Genomic DNA, 19,351 nt, shown 5'->3' on the forward strand with positions numbered 1-19,351 from the left:
CCGTCTGCTGACGGCTCTAGATTGGAATGGAACGCTCAGGCGGGGTATGCAGATTGATATTGACGTCGTCGTACAGCAGGTTCATCAGCTCAACGATCATGATTGCCGTGAGCCCCCAGATTTTATAAACCCCAAAACGGTAGCTCGGCACATACCAGCTGCGCCCCTGATAATCGATGCGATGGGTGTGCTCACGGGGGTCCTGGCGAAAAAACTCCAGAGGTACGCTGAACACGGCAGCAATTTCGGCGTCGTTGGCCAGGTATTCAACGTAGTCCGGGACGAGGCCAACGTAGGGCGTTACACGGATACCGTGCAACGAAATCAAAGGGCTCAGCGGCCCGATGACTTCGACCAGCCCGGGCGGCAGACCGATCTCTTCTTCGGCCTCACGCAGGGCGGTAAATACCAGATCCGGGTCTTCAGGATCGCGGCGCCCGCCCGGGAAAGCCACTTCACCGCCGTGGGTCGACAACCCGCTGGCACGCAGGGTCAGAATCAGTTCGGGTTCAGCGCTGCGCGTCACCGGCAACAGCACGGCAGCCTCGGGGAAATTCCGTTCCGTTTCCAGCGTGCGCGGGGTGTAGCGGCTTACACGGCCAAGCAGCTCGTCCAGCATAGGTCATCTCGATCCGTCACTTATCGGGCATCATGCACCAAATCGTGGGCAGCACCCAAGCCCCACAGTGTCGCAGCCGCCATATCGCACTTGCCGCGAGGCCGCCTCAGCCCCCAAGATAGGCGCCAGAGCCAGAGACCCCAGCATGAAATTTTGCAGCCAGTGCGGCCACTCCGTCAGCCAACACATCCCTCAAGGCGATTCACGCCTGCGGTATGTGTGCGACCACTGCCAGACCATTCACTATCAGAACCCGAATATCGTTGCCGGCTGCCTGCCGACCTGGGGCACACAAGTGCTGTTGTGCCGTCGCGCCATCGAGCCGCGCAAAGGCTACTGGACGCTGCCCGCAGGTTTCATGGAAAACGGCGAGACGGTCGAAAATGCAGCCCGACGTGAAACCCTCGAAGAAGCCTGCGCTGCAGTTGAAAACCTGAATATCTACACCCTGATCGATGTACCGCACATTAATCAGGTGCATATTTTTTATCGTGCCGAGCTGCAAAGCCTCGATTTTTCAGCCGGTGAAGAGAGCCTTGAAGTCCGGCTTTTTGAAGAAGCTGACATCCCTTGGTCAGAGCTGGCTTTCCGCACGGTCAGCCGTACCCTAGAATGTTTTTTCGCTGACCGCCGGGACAACACCTACCCCGTGCGCAGCGAGGCTGTAGCGCCCCTGTCCAGCCTGATCAAACCCCAACAATAATGCTGTTCGCCTTGCACCTCAGGAATATCCCTCTAATGCGTTGGTTGCTCGCTGCTCTTTGCTTTTCATTTGCCGTTACCTGCCAGGCTTCTGTTGTCATCACCGTAAACGGCAAACCCGTCGATAAGAATCAGGTACTCCAGTCAACCCCATCGGCACCCTCTGCGCACGCCGGGCAAAGTATCGACAAGGTTCTTGTGCTCAAGTCTGCCCGCAAGTTGCAACTGATCAGCGATGGCAAACCGATCAAGACCTACCGCATCTCCCTGGGCAAACAACCCAAGGGGCCAAAAATGCGCGAGGGAGACAAACGCACACCTGAGGGGCTGTACTGGGTCGACTGGCGCAAAAAAAGCGACAAGTTCAACCTGGCCATGCACATCAACTACCCCAATATCAGCGACGCGGCCACCGCCCGGCGTGAAGGCGTGAACCCCGGGTCGATGATCATGATCCACGGCACGCCGGACAGCGAAGAAAACCCTGAAGAACTGTTCCACACCCTGGACTGGACCGATGGCTGCATCGCAATGAAAAACCACGAAATGCGCGAAGTCTGGAACCTGGTCAAGGACGGCACGATGGTTGAAATCCGCCCTTAGCCCCACGCCACGCACATAACAAAAAACCCGCTGACCGTTACCGGTCCAGCGGGTTTTTTATACGCATTGCAGCTAGAGATCAGCCAAACGCCACACTTCATAAGCGGGCGTTTCATACGGGTGGCTGTGCTTGAGCGCAGCCACCACGTCGTGGACAAGATCGTCTGCGACGACCAGCTCAACTTTCCATTCCCCGACATATTCGACCTGGCCGGTTTGCCCGATAAACGGCTGACTGCCGTCCAGCGCGCGAAACTGGCCCTGGCCCAAGGTCTGCCAGGCGCAGTGGTCATAATTGCCGATTCGTCCGCCACCGGCGGCGAATACGGCATTTTTGACCACGTCCACGTGGCTTGGGGGAACGAAGAAGCTGAGCTTGTACATCGCTTTTAATCTACCCAGCCTTTAATTGACCCAAGCACGAGCGTTACGGAACATGCGCAACCACGGCGCATCTTCGTTCCACTCTTCTGGACGCCACGAGTTCTGCACGGCGCGGAAGACACGCTCAGGGTGCGGCATCATGATGGTGACACGCCCGTCACTGCTGGTCAGGCCGGTAATCCCGCGCGGCGAGCCGTTCGGGTTGGCCGGGTAGTTTTCAGTGACCTTGCCGTGGTTGTCGACGAAACGCAGCGCCACAGAACCGGACAGATCCGCTTGCAGCATGGCTTCTTCGCTGGCGAACTCGGCATGACCTTCACCGTGAGCAATGGCGATTGGCATGCGCGAACCGGCCATGCCCTGCAGGAAGATCGAGTTCGACTCCTGCACCTGGACCATCGCCACACGGGCTTCGAACTGCTCGGAGCGGTTGCGCACGAAGTGTGGCCACAGCTCGCTGCCCGGAATCAATTCGCTCAGGTTGGACATCATCTGGCAACCGTTGCACACACCCAGGGAGAAGCTGTCGGTACGCTCAAAGAAGCTCTGGAACGCATCACGGGCACGGGCATTGAACAGAGCCGACTTGGCCCAGCCTTCACCGGCACCCAGCACGTCTCCGTAGGAGAAACCACCGCAGGCAACCAGGCCCTTGAACTCGTTCAGGTCGACACGGCCGGCCAGAATGTCGCTCATGTGGACGTCGATGGCATTGAAGCCGGCGCGATCGAACGCCGCTGCCATTTCAACCTGACCGTTTACACCCTGCTCACGCAGTACGGCCACTTGAGGGCGAATGCCTGTCTTGATGTACGGCGCGCTGATGTTCTCGTTGACATCAAAGCTCAGCTTGACGCTCAGGCCCGGATTGTCTTCTTCAAGCAACACGGCGAACTCTTGCTCCGCGCACTCGGCGTTGTCGCGCATACGCTGGATCTGGTAGCTGGTTTCAGCCCACTGACGTTGCAGCAGACGGCGCTGACCTTCAAACACGGTCTCGCCATTGAACTCGATGCTTACATCGTCACAGTTGCGCGGCTGGCCAATGACCGATACGCAGTCGCCCAAACCGGCAGCGCTGAACTGCGCAAGGATGTCTGCCATGGAGTCCTGGCGAACCTGGATCACTGCACCCAACTCTTCGTTGAACAGGATCGCAGGAATGTCGGCAGCGGTTTCAGCCAGGCCGTCGAGGACCAGGTTGACACCACAGTGACCGGCAAACGCCATTTCCATCACGCTGGTCAGCAAACCACCGTCGGAACGGTCGTGGTAAGCCAGCAGATGGCCGTCGGCATTCAAGCCCTGGATCACGGCGAAGAAAGCCTTGAGGTCTTCTGCGTCATCCACGTCGGGAGCCTGTTTACCCAGCTTGCCGTAGGTTTGAGCCAGGATGGAGGCGCCCATACGGTTTTGGCCACGACCCAGATCGATCAGAACCAGATCGGTCAGGCCCTTGTCCATGCGCAGCACGGGGGTCAGGGTCTGGCGCACATCGAGCACCGGGGCAAAACCGGTAACGACCAACGACAGCGGCGAGGTGACCGTCTTGTCAGTACCCTCTTCGCTCCAGCGGGTTTGCATGGACATCGAGTCCTTGCCCACCGGAATGGTGATGCCCAGCTCAGGGCACAGCTCCATGCCGACCGCTTTAACGGTGTCGTACAGGCGGGCGTCTTCACCCGGGTGACCAGCAGCGGACATCCAGTTGGCAGACAGCTTGATGTCACTGATCTTGCCGATCCGCGAAGCTGCGATGTTGGTCAGGGTTTCGCCGATCGCCATGCGGCCCGATGCCGGGGCATCCAGCAGTGCCAGCGGAGTACGCTCGCCCATGGCCATGGCTTCACCGGTGTAGACGTCGAAGCTGGTGGCGGTGACGGCAACGTCAGCCACAGGCACCTGCCACGGACCCACCATCTGGTCGCGAGCAACCAGGCCGGTGATGGTACGGTCGCCGATGGTGATCAGGAAGCTCTTGCTCGCTACAGCCGGGTGATGCAGGACGCGTTCAACACATTCACCGATGTTCAGCGCTGCCGGGTCGAAATCATCGCCCAGCTCTGCTTCACGCACTGCTGAACGGTGCATGCGCGGCGCCTTGCCCAGCAACACTTCCAGTGGCATGTCCACCGGGTTGTTGCCGAAGTGGCTGTCGGTGACGGTCAGTTGCGGCTCGGCAGTGGCTTCGCCGACGACGGCAAACGGGCAACGCTCGCGTTCGCAAATCGCCTGGAAGCGGTCGAAATCTTCGACGCCCACGGCCAGAACGTAACGTTCCTGGGATTCGTTGCTCCAGATTTCGTGCGGGGCCATGCCCGGCTCGTCGTTTGGAATATTGCGCAGTTCAAAACGACCGCCACGCTCACCGTCGTTCACCAACTCCGGGAAAGCGTTGGACAGACCGCCCGCACCCACGTCGTGGATGAAGCTGATCGGGTTTTTGTCGCCCAGCTGCCAGCAACGGTCGATCACTTCCTGGCAACGACGTTCCATTTCCGGGTTTTCGCGCTGAACCGAAGCGAAGTCCAGGTCAGCCGAGCTTGCGCCGGTGGCCATCGAGGAAGCCGCGCCGCCGCCCAGGCCGATCAACATCGCCGGGCCACCGAGCACGATCAGCTTGGAGCCAACCGTGATTTCGGCTTTCTGCACGTGTTCGGCGCGGATGTTGCCCATGCCGCCAGCCAGCATGATGGGCTTGTGGTAACCACGGACTTCTTCGCCGCGGGGAGTCGTGATGGACTGCTCGAAGGTACGGAAGTAACCGGTCAGGGCCGGACGACCGAATTCGTTGTTGAACGCAGCACCGCCCAGAGGGCCTTCGATCATGATGTCCAGCGCGGTAACAATGCGCTCTGGCTTGCCGTACGGCACTTCCCACGGCTGTACAAAGCCTGGGATCTGCAGGTTGGATACGGTAAAGCCGGTCAGGCCAGCCTTGGGCTTGGCACCACGACCGGTTGCGCCTTCGTCACGAATCTCGCCACCGGAACCGGTCGCAGCACCCGGGAACGGGGCGATTGCGGTTGGGTGGTTGTGAGTTTCGACCTTCATCAGGATGTGTACAGGCTCCTGCACCGCGCCGTACTGGCGGGTTTCAGGGTCCGGGAAGAAACGCCCGGCAACACTGCCTACGATGACCGAAGCGTTGTCCTTATAAGCAGACAGAACGCCCTCGCTGTGCATCACGTAGGTGTTCTTGATCATGCCAAACAGGCTTTTGTCCTGGCTCTGGCCGTCAATATCCCAACTGGCGTTGAAGATCTTGTGACGGCAATGCTCGGAGTTGGCCTGGGCAAACATCATCAGTTCGATGTCGTGCGGGTTGCGACCCAAACCATTGAAGGCGTTGACCAGATAGTCGATTTCGTCTTCAGCCAGTGCCAGACCCAACTCGACGTTGGCTTTTTCCAGCGCGGCGCGACCGCCACCCAGCACGTCAATCGCTGTCAGCGGCTTGGGCTCGGCGTGACTGAACAGACCGCTGGCCTGCTCGAGATTACCCAGCACGATTTGCGTCATGCGGTCATGCAGTGCAGCACCAATCAGCTCGGCATCAGCGTCGCTGAACTGGCCAGCCACGTAGAACGCAATGCCTCGCTCCAGGCGCTGGACTTTAGCCAGGCCACAGTTGCGGGCAATGTCGCTGGCCTTGCTGGACCAGGGGGAAATGGTGCCAAACCGCGGCAACACCAGGAACAGTCGGCCGCTCGGCTCTTGGACCGGTACGCTTGGACCGTACTTCAGGAGACGAGCCAGTACCTGCTGTTCATCGCTGGTCAGCTCACCGGTCGTTTCGGCAAAGTGGGCGAATTCAGCATACAAACCAGTGACAGCCGGAACCTTCAGGCTCAGTTGTACAAGGAGTTTGCTGTGGCGAAAGGCAGAAAGGGCAGGAGCGCCGCGCAGGATCAACATCTTCGGGACAGCCTCGGGAGGGGTATGCTTTGAGGCCCGGCATTCTAGCCTAAACCGTTCGCCTCGGCACCCGAAACGGTACACCTGACGCACACCAGACGTCGCTAATCGACCAAACCCTTATTCTTTATAGCTATCAGCCGCTTCAGAGATGGTCTTTTATGATCTTTAGACAGTGACCCGACCCCCATTCCACAGGGGTTTCAGGGTTTTTTGCAGCCAATATCAGAATGATCAAAAATTGTCGAGATATGGCACCTGCGCAGCTTTGCGTATACTGCGCGGATGTTTTCTCTAACTGTATTCCGCCAGCGCTGCGCCAGATGGCTCTTCGCAACCGGACTCTTCCTGATGCTCGGTGCCTGCGTTGAAAAACCCAGCACCCTTGAGCGCGTAAAGGAGGACGGGGTACTGCGGGTGATCACCCGTAACAGCCCGGCGACCTATTTCGAGGATCGCAATGGCGAAACCGGCTTTGAATATGAGCTGGTGAAGCGCTTTGCCGACGATCTGGGGGTAGAGCTTAAAATCGAAACGGCTGACAACCTGGATGAAATGTTCAATCAGTTGAGCCAACCCGACGGCCCTGTTTTGGCTGCTGCCGGTCTGGTCAGCAGCGAGAAGCGCCTGCAACAAGCCAAGTTCTCCCACCCGTACCTTGAAGTCACGCCGCAGATCATCTATCGCAACGGGCAATCGCGTCCGACCTCCCCAGCCGATCTGGTTGGCAAACGCATCACCGTACTTAAAGGCAGCTCCCACGCCGAGCAGCTTGCCGAACTCAAGAAGCAATACCCCGGGATTGAATACGACGAGTCCGACGCTGTCGAAGTCGTTGACTTGCTGCGCATGGTCGATGAAGGCCAGATCGACCTCACACTCGTCGACTCCAACGAAGTGGCCATGAACCAGGTGTACTTCCCCAATGTTCGTGTGGCATTTGATCTGGGCGACGCACGCAGCCAGCGCTGGGCAGTTGCCGCAGGTGAAGACAACAGCCTGCTCAACGAGATCAATGCGTACCTGGACAAGGTCGAGAAGAACGGCACCCTGCAACGCCTCAAAGACCGCTATTACGGGCACGTGGATGTACTGGGCTACGTGGGTGCCTACACCTTCGCCCAGCACCTGCAGCAGCGTCTGCCCAAGTATGAAAAGTTCTTCAAGGATGCCGCAAAAAAAGAACAGATCGACTGGCGCCTGCTCGCAGCCATGGGCTACCAGGAATCATTGTGGCAGCCCACGGTAACGTCCAAGACCGGCGTTCGCGGACTGATGATGCTGACCCAGAACACTGCGCAAGCCATGGGCGTTTCCAACCGCCTGGATGCAAAGCAGAGCATCATGGGCGGCGCCAAATACCTCGCGCTGATCAAGAGCGAGCTGGACGATGACATTGAGGAGCCTGACCGCACGTGGTTTGCGCTGGCGGCCTACAACGTTGGCGGCGGACATCTGGAAGACGCACGCAAACTGGCCAAGAAAGAAGGCCTGAACCCGAACAAGTGGCTGGACGTGAAGAAGATGCTGCCTCGCCTTGCGCAGAAGCAGTGGTACAGCAAGACACGCTATGGCTACGCACGAGGCGGTGAGCCGGTGCATTTTGTGGCCAACATCCGTCGTTACTACGACATCCTGACATGGGCCACACAGCCGCAACTTGAAGGCGATCAGGCTGCTGACAGCAAGCTGCACATCCCCGGTATCGACAAGACCAAGCCCAAGGAAGAGCCACAGCTGTAGAGCGATTCATGTGCCGTAGTCGCTGCCGAGGAACGAAGGCTGCGAGCTTTATCGCGATGCTCGTAAAATCAAGAGCTCGCAGCCTTCGTTCCTCGACAGCGACTACGGGTCAGTATCAGATCCGCACCTGATCTACTTAAACCTTAGCAGCAGCCACTATCAGCGCTTTCATCTCGGCCACAGCAGATCTGAAGCCCACGAACAACGCATGCGCCACCAGCGCATGGCCAATGTTCAACTCGTTAATCCCCTTGATTGCCGCTACCGCTTCCACGTTGTGGTAGTGCAAGCCGTGGCCGGCGTTGACGATCAACCCCTGGGCCAGACCAAACGCCACCCCCTGTGCCACGCGCTGCAACTCTTCAGCGACGTCGGAAGGGGTTTGCGCGTCGGCATAGCGGCCAGTGTGCAGTTCGATAGCAGGTGCACCGACACGCCTTGACGCTTCAATCTGACGCTCGTCCGCATCGATGAACAGCGACACTTCACAACCGATTTTGGCCAGACGCTCGACAGCGGCTTTGATCCGCGCCTCTTGCCCGGCTACATCCAGACCACCTTCAGTGGTCAGCTCCTGACGGGTTTCGGGCACCAGGCAGATATGAGCCGGGCGAATGTGCTCGGCAAATACCATCATTTCTTCAGTCACGCCCATTTCGAAGTTCATGCGCGTTTGCAGCACGTCCTTGAGCAGCAGCACATCACGCTCTTGAATGTGCCGACGGTCTTCGCGCAGATGTACGGTGATGCCGTCGGCGCCCGCCTCTTCGGCGTCCAGCGCAGCCTTGACCGGGTCAGGGTAACGCGTGCCGCGAGCCTGACGCAGCGTGGCTACGTGGTCGATGTTCACGCCGAGAAGAATGCGATTGCTTTGGGTCACTGGGGCTCTCCTGAAGAGTTGACGATTCGGCGCACAGCATACCGGTCTATTCAGGGCTTGCGAAACAACTCGCGACTGGCCAGGGGCTTGCCAGCCAAATGCACGGCCAGTGCCTGACGCATCAGGCGCTTGGCAGCAGACAAGGCGCCAGGAACGGTCCAGTCAGCCTCGGCCATCCCGTGCAGTTCTGCGCCATGAAACAGTCCGGGCTGCACCAGATAAATCCGCTCAAGCCCCGCATCTACCTGCAACCGATACATGCCATCAGCCGCCACCGGCTCGCCGTGAATGTCATGAGCCAGGGAAAAGCCATAGCCCAAATCGTCCAGCAAGCGCCACTCGAACGCCCGCAGCAGTGGCTCCAGCGGTCGCCCTTCAGCCAATGCCAAAAGCGTTGCCGCATAGTGGTCGAAGACCGCCGGATGAGGGTCTTCGGCAGGCAAAAGCCGCACCAGCAGTTCGTTGAGATAAAGACCGCTGAACAGCGCTTCGCCATTGAGCCAGGTAGAGATACCCGCGCTCTCCATGCGCCCTACGTTTTTCAACTCGCCCCGCCCGCGAAACTCGATTTCCAGCGGGACAAAGGGCCTGGCCAACGAGCCCGCCTTGCCCCGCGCACTGCGCAACACTGCCCGCAGGCGACCTTGAGGCGTGATGAAATCCACCAGAGCGCTGGTCTCACGATAGGGACGACTGTGCAGGACGTAGGCGAGTTGGGCTGTGGGGGCTTTGCTGGACATGGAACTCAGCTATCTCAGAAGGCAAACACTGCCAGGAAGAACAGCACAAAACCAAAGTGGGAGCGGCGGTGCTCCCACAGGGGGTAGTGCCGTGCTTACAGGTCGCCGTAGCCCAGGGAACGCAGGGCGCGTTCGTCGTCGGACCAGCCGCCTTTGACTTTAACCCACAGGTTCAGCATGACCTTGGAGTCGAACAGCAGCTCCATGTCCTTGCGCGCTTCGGTGCCGATGCGCTTGATACGCTCGCCCTTGTCGCCAATGATGATTTTCTTCTGACCGTCACGCTCAACCAGAATCAAGGCATGGATATGCAGGGTTTTGCCCTGCTGCTTGAACTCTTCGATTTCGACAGTGATCTGGTACGGCAGCTCGGCGCCCATCTGGCGCATGATTTTTTCGCGCACCAACTCGGCAGCCAGGAAGCGGCTGCTGCGGTCAGTGATCTGGTCTTCCGGGAAGAAGTGATCGTTTTCCGGCAGGTGATCGGCGATCACGCGCTCCAGGGCTTCAAGGTTGTGACCATGCTGAGCGGAGATCGGAATGATCTGGGCGTTCGGCAGTTGCTCCTGAAGCCAGCTCAGGTGCGGCATCAACTCGGCCTTGTCTTCGATGCGGTCGGTCTTGTTCAGCGCTACGATCAGCGGTCCGGTCACATACTGCACACGCTCCAGCACCATCTGATCTTCGTCGGTCCACTTGGTGCGGTCGACAACGAAGATCACTACGTCGACGTCTTTCAACGCCGCCGAAGCGGTTTTGTTCATGTAGCGGTTAAGGGCCTTTTCGCCGCCCTTGTGCATGCCCGGGGTATCAACGTAGACCGCTTGCACGTTGCCTTCGGTCTTGATGCCCAGCATGTTGTGACGGGTGGTCTGGGGTTTGCGCGAAGTGATCGCCAGCTTTTGACCCAGAATGTGGTTCAGCAGTGTGGATTTACCCACGTTTGGTCGACCAACAATGGCAACGTAGCCACAGCGAGTTGCAGTTGTATCAGTCATGGCCATTCTCCACGCCAAGGGCTATCAGTGCTGCGGCGGCCGCTACCTGTTCGGCAATACGACGACTCACACCCTGACCTCGGCTTTTTTCATTCAATAGGGCAATTTCGCACTCAACGAAGAACGTGCGGCAATGCGGTTCGCCCTGGATATCTACCACTTCGTAACGCGGCAGATCGCAGGCACGCGACTGCAAGAACTCTTGCAGACGGGTCTTTGGATCTTTATTGGTGTCGACCAGGGTCAACGTCTCGAACTCGCTGGCAAGCCAGGCCAGTACACGGTCACGGGCGGCGTCCATGCCCGCATCCAGGTAAATGGCGCCAATCAGCGCTTCAAGGGCATCAGCCAGGATCGATTCGCGGCGAAAACCACCGCTTTTGAGCTCACCCGAGCCCAGGCGCAGGTACTCGCCCAACTCAAAACCACGGGCCAGTACGGCCAGGGTTTCGCCTTTTACCAGGCGTGCGCGCAGACGCGACAACTGGCCTTCTCGGGCCAACGGGAAGCGGTCAAACAGTGCTTCACCGGCAACAAAATTGAGAATGGCATCACCCAGGAACTCAAGGCGCTCGTTATTGCGCCCCGCGAAACTGCGGTGTGTCAGGGCCAGAATCATCAGTTCCTGGTCTTTGAAGGTGTAGCCGAGCTGACGCTCTAAACGTTCTAAAGAAAAACTCACGATTTACCCACGCTGAGTTCGTGGCCGAATGTCACCACCGGACCGATATTAGGGATCAGTGATGTTCGTTTATCGCATAGCAAATGGACAGGGAACAGGCTGTTCGCCGCCGTCACACTTAACGCTTTGTTCAAATCCACATCCTGAATACTCAGGCATACGACTTATTCGTACACCTGAAAAGCATTCGGCGCTGTTATTAACAGCGCCGTTTTTGGCTACTTGATCAGACCAACCCGCGAGAAGTTCGGCAGGTTGCTCGCCTTGGGCTCCGGCCAGCTCATCCAAACAGCGAAGGCCTTGCCGACAATGTTCTTGTCGGGGACCATGCCCAGCTCGTCTTTGGGAATGTTCGGATCATCCCAGTAACGGCTGTCGTTCGAATTGTCGCGATTGTCGCCCATCATGAAGTAATGCCCGGCCGGAACCGTCCACTCCTTGTCAGGCGGCGCACGATAGCGGCTCATTTCCTTGCGGATCATGTGCTCGACTTCGCCCAGCTTCTCTTTGTACAACTCGGCACTGCCCAGGGTGCCAGCTTCGACACCCACCAATTGCTCGGCTACCGGCTTGTCGTTGACATAGAGATGCTTGTCGCTGGTGTAGCGAATCTTGTCGCCCGGCAGACCCACTACACGCTTGATGTAGTTGACTGTCGGATCGCTTGGGTAACGAAACACCATCACATCGCCCCGCTTCGGATCACCCACTTCGATGATTTTCGTGTCCAGTACCGGCAAGCGGATCCCGTACGAAAATTTATTCACCAAAATGAAGTCGCCCACATCCAGGGTCGGCTTCATCGAACCGGACGGGATCTGGAACGGCTCAACCAGAAACGAACGCAGCACCAGTACGATGAACAACACCGGGAAGAACGACTTGCCGTATTCAACCAGCAGCGGTTCCTTGTTGAGCTTTTCGACTACCTGCATATCAACCGGAGTAACACTGGCTTGATAGTTGGCAATGGCCTTGCGCCGGCGAGGAGCCAGGAAGACCAAATCGAGCAGCGCCAGCAAACCGCACACGGCAACAGCAATGACCAGCAACAGCGGGAAATTTAGTGACATAGGACCTAGCTATCCAACCTGAGCACTGCAAGGAAGGCTTCTTGTGGAATTTCCACGTTACCCACTTGCTTCATGCGTTTTTTACCGGCTTTCTGCTTTTCCAACAGCTTGCGCTTACGGCTAACGTCACCACCGTAGCATTTGGCCAGTACGTTTTTTCGGAGCGCTTTAACAGACGAGCGCGCAATGATTTGGCCGCCAATAGCAGCCTGAATTGCCACATCGAACATCTGACGCGGAATCAGCTCTTTCATCTTCTCGGTCAACGCACGCCCTTTGTAGTGAGCGTTGTCGCGGTGAACAATCAGTGCCAGAGCATCAACTTTCTCGCCGTTGATCAGTACATCGAGCTTGACCAGATTGGCCGACTGATAACGGTTGAAATGGTAATCAAGCGAAGCATAGCCGCGACTGGTGGATTTGAGACGGTCGAAGAAGTCCAGAACCACTTCGTTCATCGGCAAATCGTAGGTCACTTGCACCTGAGAACCCAGGAACAACATGTCGTGCTGAACGCCGCGCTTTTCAATGCACAGGGTAATGACGTTACCCAGGTGCTCTTGAGGCACAAGGATATTGGCGCGCACGATTGGCTCGCGAATGTCTTCAATCGAAGAGACGTCTGGTAGCTTGGACGGGTTGTCGACGTAAATCGTTTCGCCCGTCTTGAGCAGCAGTTCGAAAATTACGGTTGGGGCCGTGGTGATCAGGTCCAGGTCGTACTCGCGCTCAAGGCGCTCCTGGATGATCTCCATGTGCAACATGCCCAGGAAGCCGCAACGGAAGCCGAAGCCCAGTGCATCGGAGCTTTCCGGGGTGTACTGCAGCGACGAATCGTTCAGCGTGAGCTTTTGCAGGGCTTCGCGGAAGTCTTCGAAGTCGTCAGAGCTGACCGGGAACAGACCCGCGTAAACCTGAGGCTGGATACGCTTGAAACCTGGCAGTACGTCGACGTCAGGCGTCGTGCTCAAGGTCAGGGTATCGCCCACTGGCGCACCGTGAATGTCCTTGATGCCGGCAATGATGAAGCCTACTTCACCGGCCTTCAGGTCAGTGGTAGCCGTGTGCTTGGGGTTGAACACACCCACGCTGTCTACCAGGTGCATCTTGCCGGTGGACTTGACCAGGATCTTGTCGCCCTTTTTCACGCGGCCGTGGCGCACGCGAACCAGGGACACAACGCCCAGGTAGTTGTCGAACCAGGAGTCGATGATCAACGCTTGCAGCGGATCTTCGTAGTTACCGGTTGGCGCAGGAATGGTGTGCACCAGGCGCTCAAGCACTTCGTCGACGCCCAGGCCGGTTTTGGCGCTGCAGGTCACGGCATCAGTGGCATCAATGCCAATGATTTTTTCGATTTCTTCCTTCACGCGATCAGGATCGGCCTGCGGCAGGTCGATCTTGTTCAGCACCGGCATGACCTCAAGGCCCTGCTCGATGGCGGTGTAGCAGTTGGCAACGGACTGGGCTTCTACGCCCTGCCCCGCATCGACTACCAGCAAGGCACCTTCACAGGCTGCCAGGGAACGGCTGACTTCGTAGGTGAAGTCGACGTGTCCCGGCGTATCAATGAAGTTCAATTGATAGGTAATGCCGTCTTTGGCCGTGTAATACAAGGTGACGCTGTGGGCCTTGATAGTGATCCCGCGCTCACGCTCGAGGTCCATGGAGTCCAGTACCTGGGCTTCCATTTCGCGGGCACTCAGGCCACCGCACATCTGGATGAAGCGATCGGCCAGCGTCGACTTGCCATGGTCAATGTGGGCGATGATGGAGAAATTGCGGATATGACTCAAATCACTCACGGGTCAACACTCAAAAAAGTCGCAGGCAGACTGCCCGCCGAAAAATAGCCGGGAATTGTACCTGATCCTCTCGCCAAGCGTCACGTTCACAGGCCAATGGACACCTACAAAAAAGCCCCTATCGCGAGATAGAGGCTCTTGATTGACTCAATGACCGCTCATCAACCCGCCCGGCGTAACAGCCAGAAACCGGCCAGAGCACAGATGGCAGCCGGCACCAGCACCGCGAACAGCGGCGAGAAACCGAACACCAGGCTCAATGGCCCCAACAGGTCTTGCGCGATCTTGAAGACGAATCCGACCAGCACCCCGGTAAATACCCGCTGACCCAGAGTAACAGAGCGCAACGGGCCGAAGATGAAGGATATGGCCATCAACACCAGCGCAGCCGTTACCAGCGGCTGCAACACCTTGACCCAAAAGGCCAGCCAGTAACGGCCATTATTCAGCCCCTGATCCTTGAGGTAATGGATGTAGCTCCACAAACCCGCGATCGACAGCGACTCGGGAGCCATGACCACGGTATTGAGCAACTGCGGGCTCAATGACACATCCCAGCGCTCTTCAGGGGTCTTTACAACTTCAGTGCTGTTACCGTGAAAAAGCGTGGTGCTCACGTCGCTCAACTGCCAGTTACCCTGGTCGAACTGCGCCTTTTTGGCGAAGCTGGCCGACTGCATCTGGTGATCTTTGTCAAAACGATACCGGGTCACGCCGTAAAGCAGGCCATTGGGCTGAACAGCGTTGATGTGGATGAACTCGTCACCCTGACGATGCCACAGACCGTGCTTGGAGCTTTGGGAATCACCGCCACCCTGCGCCAGCGCGCGATTGGCCTGAGCGATGTTCTCGGTGGCCGGAACCACGTACTCGCCAATCAGCACGCCCGCCAGCATCAGCACCAGCATCGGCTTCATGACGGCCCAGACAATGCGCCCCAGGGACACGCCCGCAGCACGCATGATGGTCAGCTCACTGTTGCTGGCAAGGCCACCCAGGCCAATCAGACAGCCAATCAACGCTGCCATCGGCAGCATTTCATACAAGCGGCGCGGCGCGGTCAGCATGACAAAACTGAACACATCCAGGATGGTGTAGCTGCTGCTGATACTGCGCATCTCATCGATCAACGCAAACAGCAGCGCCAGACCCAGAATAATCCCCAGCACGGCCAAAATCGCAAATAACACACTGCTACCAATGTAGCGGTCGAGCTTAACCACGGGCCATCTCCTCGGCACTACGGCGACTTGCCAGTTTCAAGCGCAGCGGCTCCCAATACATCAGCCCCAGGCCAATGACCAGGAACAGGCCATGCACCCACCACAAGCCCAGCGCCAACGGGATTTTGCCGCCTTCAAGCAGGCCTCGCCCCCAGGTCAGCATGCTGAGGTAGCCCATATAAAGCAGAATGGCCGGCAACAGCTTGAGGAAGCGCCCCTGGCGAGGATTGACCCGCGACAACGGCACCGCGATCAGGGTCACGATAAATACCAGCAGCGGGAAAGCTATACGCCATTGCAACTCGGCGACCGCACGGGGTGCCGGATTGCCGATAAGGTCCGGAGTCGGGATGGCGTCACGATCGGTCACATCATTGCTGACTTCCGGTTTTGGCAGCAATACACCGTAGGTGTCGTACTTGATAGCACGGTAATCGGCCTGCCCCGGATTGCCGTCATAGCGATAGCCATCGTCCAGAATCAACCAGCGACTGCCGTCAGGACGAATCTCCTGGCGACCCTTTTGCGCCAGCAGCACAGAAATACTGCGGTCCGCAGCATCCTCTCCGAGCTTCTTCTGAGTAATGAAGACGCCGGACAAAAGGCTACGGTTATTGCTCAGTTCTTCGGTGTAAGTCACCCGCGTGCCGTCACTCAAGGACTGAAAACGACCAGCCTCCAGGGTGTCGAACTCGGTCAGGGCATCTTGCTTATTGAGCAACAGCTGAAATTCATTGGCGCCCTGGGGTGCCAGGCTCAGGCTGAGCCAGGCCACGATCAGGGCAATCAGCGCAGCAGGAGCCATAGTGATGGCCAGCAAGCGCTGACGACTCATGCCGGTGGCCGACAGAACGGTCATTTCGCTTTCAAGGTACAAGCGACCGTAGGACAGCAGAATACCCAGAAACAGCCCCAGCGGCAGGATCAGCTGCATGAAGCCTGGCAGGCGGAACCCCATGATCAGGAACAATGACCCCGGATCCAGGGCACCCGAGGCGGCCTGAGCGAGATACTTGATGAAACGACCGCTCATGATGATGACCAGCAGCACAGCGCTGACAGCGCTCAATGTAAGCAGGACTTCGCGGGATAGATAACGGAAGACGATCAAACCAGACACTCCAGGGTCGTCAGGCTAAGGCGGCCAAACAAACAGCATAACGAGTCGGCCCATACCTCATCATAGATGAGACGGGCCGTCTAAAAAGATGGCGCATTATCCTGTGAATGACCGCCCCTGTCACTGCGCAGTCTTGAAAGTACCCCGCTGGCCAAATACCGGGGTTGTCAGGCTCCTGCGGCGGGGTTCAAACTGCCCGCCTTGACGCCAGCCTTAATCACAGGTGAAGCGCTTCATCTATCAAGCAAGCAAACAGCACTGTTTGTGCGCATGTTGACCATTTGATTCAGGGACCCCGACATGGAACTGGTTGTAAAAAGCGTTAGCCCAGAAACGTTGAAAACCGCCACTCTGGTGGTCGCCATCGGCGAAGGCCGCAAGCTGGGCCCTACCGCCACCATCATCGACGAACTCACCGGCGGCGCCATCAGCGCAGTACTCAAGCGCGGGGATCTGGCGGGTAAAACCGGTCAAAGCCTGCTGCTGCACAGCCTGCCCAACCTCAAGGCCGAGCGCGTGCTGCTGCTGGGCACCGGCAAGGATGACGAGCTGGGCGACCGCCCGTTCCGTAAAATCATCAGCGGCGCACTGGGCGTATTAAAAGGCCTGGGCGGCAGCGATGCGGTGTTTGCTCTCGACGAACTGGTGGTCAAGGGTCGTGACAGCTACAGCAAAAACCGCCTGCTGGCAGAAACCCTGATCGACGGCGGATACACCTTCGACCGTTTCAAAAGCCAGAAAGCCGAACCTCGTGCCCTGAAGAAAATCACCCTGCTGACCATTAAAGCAGCACAGGCTGAAGTTCAGCGCGCCGTGTCCCACGCCCAGGCGATCGCTTCGGGCATGTCATTCACCCGCGATCTGGGCAATCTGCCACCCAATATCTGCCATCCGATTTTCCTGGCCGAACAGGCCAAGGATCTGGGCAAGGAATTCAAAGGCCTGAAAGTCGAGATTCTTGATGAGAAGAAAATCAAGGATCTGGGCATGGGCGCGTTCTATGCCGTAGGCCAGGGCAGTGACCAGCCACCTCGCCTGATCGTAATGAACTACGCAGGCGGCAAGAAATCCGAAAAACCGTACGTACTGGTCGGCAAGGGCATTACGTTCGACACCGGCGGCATCAGCCTCAAGCCGGGCGCCGGCATGGATGAAATGAAGTACGACATGGGCGGTGCTGCCAGCGTGTTCGGCACACTGCGCGCCGTACTGGAACTGAAACTGCCGATCAACTTGGTATGCATCCTGGCGTGCGCCGAGAACATGCCGAGCGGCGGTGCTGCACGCCCGGGCGACATCGTGACCACCATGAGCGGCCAGACGGTCGAAATCCTCAACACCGACGCCGAAGGCCGCCTGGTGTTGTGCGATGCACTGACCTACGCCGAGCGCTTCAAGCCTCAGGCCGTGATCGACATCGCCACCCTGACCGGCGCCTGCATGGTTGCGCTGGGCGCTCACACCTCCGGCCTGATGGGCAACAACGACGAGTTGATCGGCCAACTGCTGGAAGCCGGCAAACTGGCAGACGACCGTGCATGGCAACTGCCGTTGTTCGACGAGTACCAGGAACAGCTGGACAGCCCGTTCGCCGACATGGCCAACATCGGCGGTCCCAAAGGTGGCGCCATTACCGCAGGCTGCTTCCTGTCGCGCTTCGCCAAGGCCTATAACTGGGCTCACCTGGATATCGCCGGCACGGCATGGGTCAGCGGCGGCAAGGACAAGGGTGCCAGTGGCCGCCCTGTACCCCTGCTGACTCAATACCTGCTCGATCGCGCCAACGCTTGAAGCTGACAATCGAAGGCTGCGCCGCCTGACGGCGGCGCGGTCCCGATTCAGGAACCGCAATGACCCCGGAACCCAACACCGAGTTGACCAAGGTCGACTTTTATATCCTGCCCAGCGCCGAACCTTCCGCGCGGCTGGATTTCGCCTGCAAACTCACCGAAAAGGCCTGGCGTCTGGGCCACAGGGTGTATTTACACTGCACCGACAGCGCTCAACGTCAGGATCTGGATGAACGCCTGTGGCGCTTCAAGGGCGAAAGCTTCGTGCCCCACAGCAACACCGAAGACGAACCCGACGGCGTCGTTGTCATGGGCTGCACAGAAGCACCGCCAAGCCATCAGGACTTACTGATCAACCTGGACCTCAAAGTCCCCGAATTCTTCAAACGCTTCGCCCGCGTGGCTGAAGTGGTGGTCGAAGACCCCACCGTCCGACTGGCCGCACGGGAGAGTTTCCGCTTCTACCGTGAACAGGGCTATCCTCTGCAAGACCACAAGCTACAACGACTCTGAGCACACGATGGACACCTCCAATTCGCCGCAAAAAGCTGCACACCTGCTCGATGATCTTGAGTCCATTCGCAAGCTGCTCGGCGATGAGGGCCTGCAACCGCCGCTGCTGACCGAGATGGTGGGCGGTGAAGACGCGCAGATTCCATTGTTGTCTGAAGTCATCAGCGAAGAACCCGAGCCCGAGCAAATACCGCTGGTCGGCATTACCCCGGCACCCGTGGCAGAAAAAGCCCCGGACGCACTGCTGGTGCATCTGGACAAAGAGCTGCGCACGGCAGCCCAGGCCATCATGCAGGACGTGATCAACGACTTCGCCCCGCACATCGAAACCGAGATCAAACGCCGCCTCGATGCGCATATGGAGCGCTTGCTCGCACAACATCAAAGCTGACCCTGTGGGCGCGGGCTTGCTCGCGATTGCAGCGCCTTGATGAACCAGATGCACCCCGTCGCCCGTATCGCGAGCCAGCCTGCTCCCACAACAGCAATAGGTTCCCCGCGCAGTCCCACCCCGCTATACTTGTCGGCTTTCCTGAATTAATGCCAATAGGGTCCCGC

General features: G+C 58.2%; 17 protein-coding genes. 6 read left to right on the forward strand and 11 right to left on the reverse strand.

The window, feature by feature from the left end; translation table 11 throughout:
• Window positions 1-16: 16 nt before the first annotated feature.
• Complete coding sequence (locus V6P94_RS22570) at window positions 17-619, reverse strand: CoA pyrophosphatase (protein ID WP_133076270.1); 603 nt, start codon at window positions 617-619, stop codon at window positions 17-19.
• 145 nt (window positions 620-764) lie between these two features.
• On the opposite strand from V6P94_RS22570, the gene V6P94_RS22575 reads away from it, so the two are divergent.
• Both V6P94_RS22575 and V6P94_RS22580 read left to right on the forward strand, forming a co-directional pair.
• Window positions 765-1,322, forward strand: coding sequence for an NUDIX hydrolase (locus V6P94_RS22575; protein ID WP_133076271.1), 558 nt, complete (start codon window positions 765-767; stop codon window positions 1,320-1,322).
• A gap of 35 nt (window positions 1,323-1,357) precedes the next feature.
• On the forward strand, window positions 1,358-1,924 hold the full coding sequence (locus tag V6P94_RS22580; protein WP_133076272.1) for a murein L,D-transpeptidase family protein: 567 nt from the start codon (window positions 1,358-1,360) through the stop codon (window positions 1,922-1,924).
• 72 nt (window positions 1,925-1,996) lie between these two features.
• Here V6P94_RS22580 and V6P94_RS22585 read toward each other — a convergent pair whose 3' ends face one another.
• Window positions 1,997-2,308 (reverse strand): YqfO family protein, encoded by a 312-nt coding sequence (locus tag V6P94_RS22585; protein ID WP_133076273.1) that lies wholly within the window; start codon window positions 2,306-2,308, stop codon window positions 1,997-1,999.
• 21 nt (window positions 2,309-2,329) lie between these two features.
• Complete coding sequence (gene purL, locus V6P94_RS22590) at window positions 2,330-6,226, reverse strand: phosphoribosylformylglycinamidine synthase (RefSeq protein ID WP_338648705.1); 3,897 nt, start codon at window positions 6,224-6,226, stop codon at window positions 2,330-2,332.
• A gap of 285 nt (window positions 6,227-6,511) precedes the next feature.
• Here purL and mltF point away from each other — a divergent pair, with 285 nt between their 5' ends.
• Complete coding sequence (gene mltF / locus V6P94_RS22595) at window positions 6,512-7,969, forward strand: membrane-bound lytic murein transglycosylase MltF (RefSeq protein ID WP_133076275.1); 1,458 nt, start codon at window positions 6,512-6,514, stop codon at window positions 7,967-7,969.
• A 136-nt stretch (window positions 7,970-8,105) separates the two neighbouring features.
• Here mltF and pdxJ read toward each other — a convergent pair whose 3' ends face one another.
• The 8 genes from pdxJ to lptF all read right to left on the reverse strand — a co-directional run bounded on the left by pdxJ (window position 8,106) and on the right by lptF (window position 16,481).
• A complete protein-coding gene (gene pdxJ / locus V6P94_RS22600; protein WP_326397409.1) occupies window positions 8,106-8,849 on the reverse strand; it encodes a pyridoxine 5'-phosphate synthase in 744 nt (247 codons plus the stop codon).
• A 50-nt stretch (window positions 8,850-8,899) separates the two neighbouring features.
• Window positions 8,900-9,589 carry a DNA repair protein RecO gene (gene recO / locus V6P94_RS22605; protein WP_219261658.1) on the reverse strand — a complete coding sequence of 230 codons (690 nt, stop codon included), beginning with the start codon at window positions 9,587-9,589 and terminating at the stop codon, window positions 8,900-8,902.
• 95 nt (window positions 9,590-9,684) lie between these two features.
• The gene (gene era / locus V6P94_RS22610) at window positions 9,685-10,587 is read right to left on the reverse strand and encodes a GTPase Era (protein WP_019822047.1); all 903 of its coding nucleotides are present in this window, start codon (window positions 10,585-10,587) and stop codon (window positions 9,685-9,687) included.
• A complete protein-coding gene (gene rnc, locus V6P94_RS22615; protein ID WP_003440162.1) occupies window positions 10,580-11,269 on the reverse strand; it encodes a ribonuclease III in 690 nt (229 codons plus the stop codon). Before rnc ends, era begins: the two co-directional genes overlap by 8 nt.
• Window positions 11,270-11,487: 218 nt before the next feature.
• Window positions 11,488-12,342, reverse strand: coding sequence for a signal peptidase I (gene lepB, locus V6P94_RS22620; RefSeq protein WP_019822043.1), 855 nt, complete (start codon window positions 12,340-12,342; stop codon window positions 11,488-11,490).
• Between the two features lie 5 nt (window positions 12,343-12,347).
• Window positions 12,348-14,147, reverse strand: a complete 1,800-nt coding sequence (gene lepA / locus V6P94_RS22625; RefSeq protein WP_133076278.1) for a translation elongation factor 4 — start codon at window positions 14,145-14,147, stop codon at window positions 12,348-12,350.
• Window positions 14,148-14,308: 161 nt separating this feature from the next.
• The gene (gene lptG, locus V6P94_RS22630) at window positions 14,309-15,370 is read right to left on the reverse strand and encodes an LPS export ABC transporter permease LptG (protein ID WP_133076279.1); all 1,062 of its coding nucleotides are present in this window, start codon (window positions 15,368-15,370) and stop codon (window positions 14,309-14,311) included.
• Window positions 15,363-16,481, reverse strand: coding sequence for an LPS export ABC transporter permease LptF (gene lptF / locus V6P94_RS22635; protein ID WP_133076463.1), 1,119 nt, complete (start codon window positions 16,479-16,481; stop codon window positions 15,363-15,365). The genes lptG and lptF overlap by 8 nt, the downstream gene beginning before the upstream one ends.
• A 309-nt stretch (window positions 16,482-16,790) precedes the next feature.
• On the opposite strand from lptF, the gene V6P94_RS22640 reads away from it, so the two are divergent.
• The 3 genes from V6P94_RS22640 (at window position 16,791) to V6P94_RS22650 (ending at window position 19,184) form a co-directional block, all read left to right on the forward strand.
• On the forward strand, window positions 16,791-18,281 hold the full coding sequence (locus V6P94_RS22640; RefSeq protein WP_326397407.1) for a leucyl aminopeptidase: 1,491 nt from the start codon (window positions 16,791-16,793) through the stop codon (window positions 18,279-18,281).
• A gap of 83 nt (window positions 18,282-18,364) precedes the next feature.
• Window positions 18,365-18,793, forward strand: coding sequence for a DNA polymerase III subunit chi (locus tag V6P94_RS22645; protein ID WP_326398991.1), 429 nt, complete (start codon window positions 18,365-18,367; stop codon window positions 18,791-18,793).
• A gap of 7 nt (window positions 18,794-18,800) precedes the next feature.
• Entirely contained in the window at window positions 18,801-19,184 is a 384-nt protein-coding gene (locus tag V6P94_RS22650) for a DNA polymerase III subunit chi (RefSeq protein ID WP_133076281.1), read from the forward strand.
• Window positions 19,185-19,351: the final 167 nt, after the last annotated feature.

The sequence above is a fragment of the Pseudomonas sp. ML2-2023-3 genome, assembly GCF_037055275.1.
Classification (GTDB): Bacteria; Pseudomonadota; Gammaproteobacteria; order Pseudomonadales; family Pseudomonadaceae; genus Aquipseudomonas.

Excerpts from the sequence above, each read along its gene's own strand:
- V6P94_RS22570 (WP_133076270.1), bottom strand. The coding sequence starts at position 619 with ATGCTGGACGAGCTGCTTGGCCGTGTAAGCCGCTACACCCCGCGCACG.
- V6P94_RS22575 (WP_133076271.1), top strand. The coding sequence starts at position 765 with ATGAAATTTTGCAGCCAGTGCGGCCACTCCGTCAGCCAACACATCCCT.
- V6P94_RS22580 (WP_133076272.1), top strand. The coding sequence starts at position 1,358 with ATGCGTTGGTTGCTCGCTGCTCTTTGCTTTTCATTTGCCGTTACCTGC.
- V6P94_RS22585 (WP_133076273.1), bottom strand. The coding sequence starts at position 2,308 with ATGTACAAGCTCAGCTTCTTCGTTCCCCCAAGCCACGTGGACGTGGTC.
- purL (WP_338648705.1), bottom strand. The coding sequence starts at position 6,226 with ATGTTGATCCTGCGCGGCGCTCCTGCCCTTTCTGCCTTTCGCCACAGC.
- mltF (WP_133076275.1), top strand. The coding sequence starts at position 6,512 with ATGTTTTCTCTAACTGTATTCCGCCAGCGCTGCGCCAGATGGCTCTTC.
- recO (WP_219261658.1), bottom strand. The coding sequence starts at position 9,589 with ATGTCCAGCAAAGCCCCCACAGCCCAACTCGCCTACGTCCTGCACAGT.
- era (WP_019822047.1), bottom strand. The coding sequence starts at position 10,587 with ATGACTGATACAACTGCAACTCGCTGTGGCTACGTTGCCATTGTTGGT.
- lepB (WP_019822043.1), bottom strand. The coding sequence starts at position 12,342 with ATGTCACTAAATTTCCCGCTGTTGCTGGTCATTGCTGTTGCCGTGTGC.
- V6P94_RS22640 (WP_326397407.1), top strand. The coding sequence starts at position 16,791 with ATGGAACTGGTTGTAAAAAGCGTTAGCCCAGAAACGTTGAAAACCGCC.
- V6P94_RS22650 (WP_133076281.1), top strand. The coding sequence starts at position 18,801 with ATGGACACCTCCAATTCGCCGCAAAAAGCTGCACACCTGCTCGATGAT.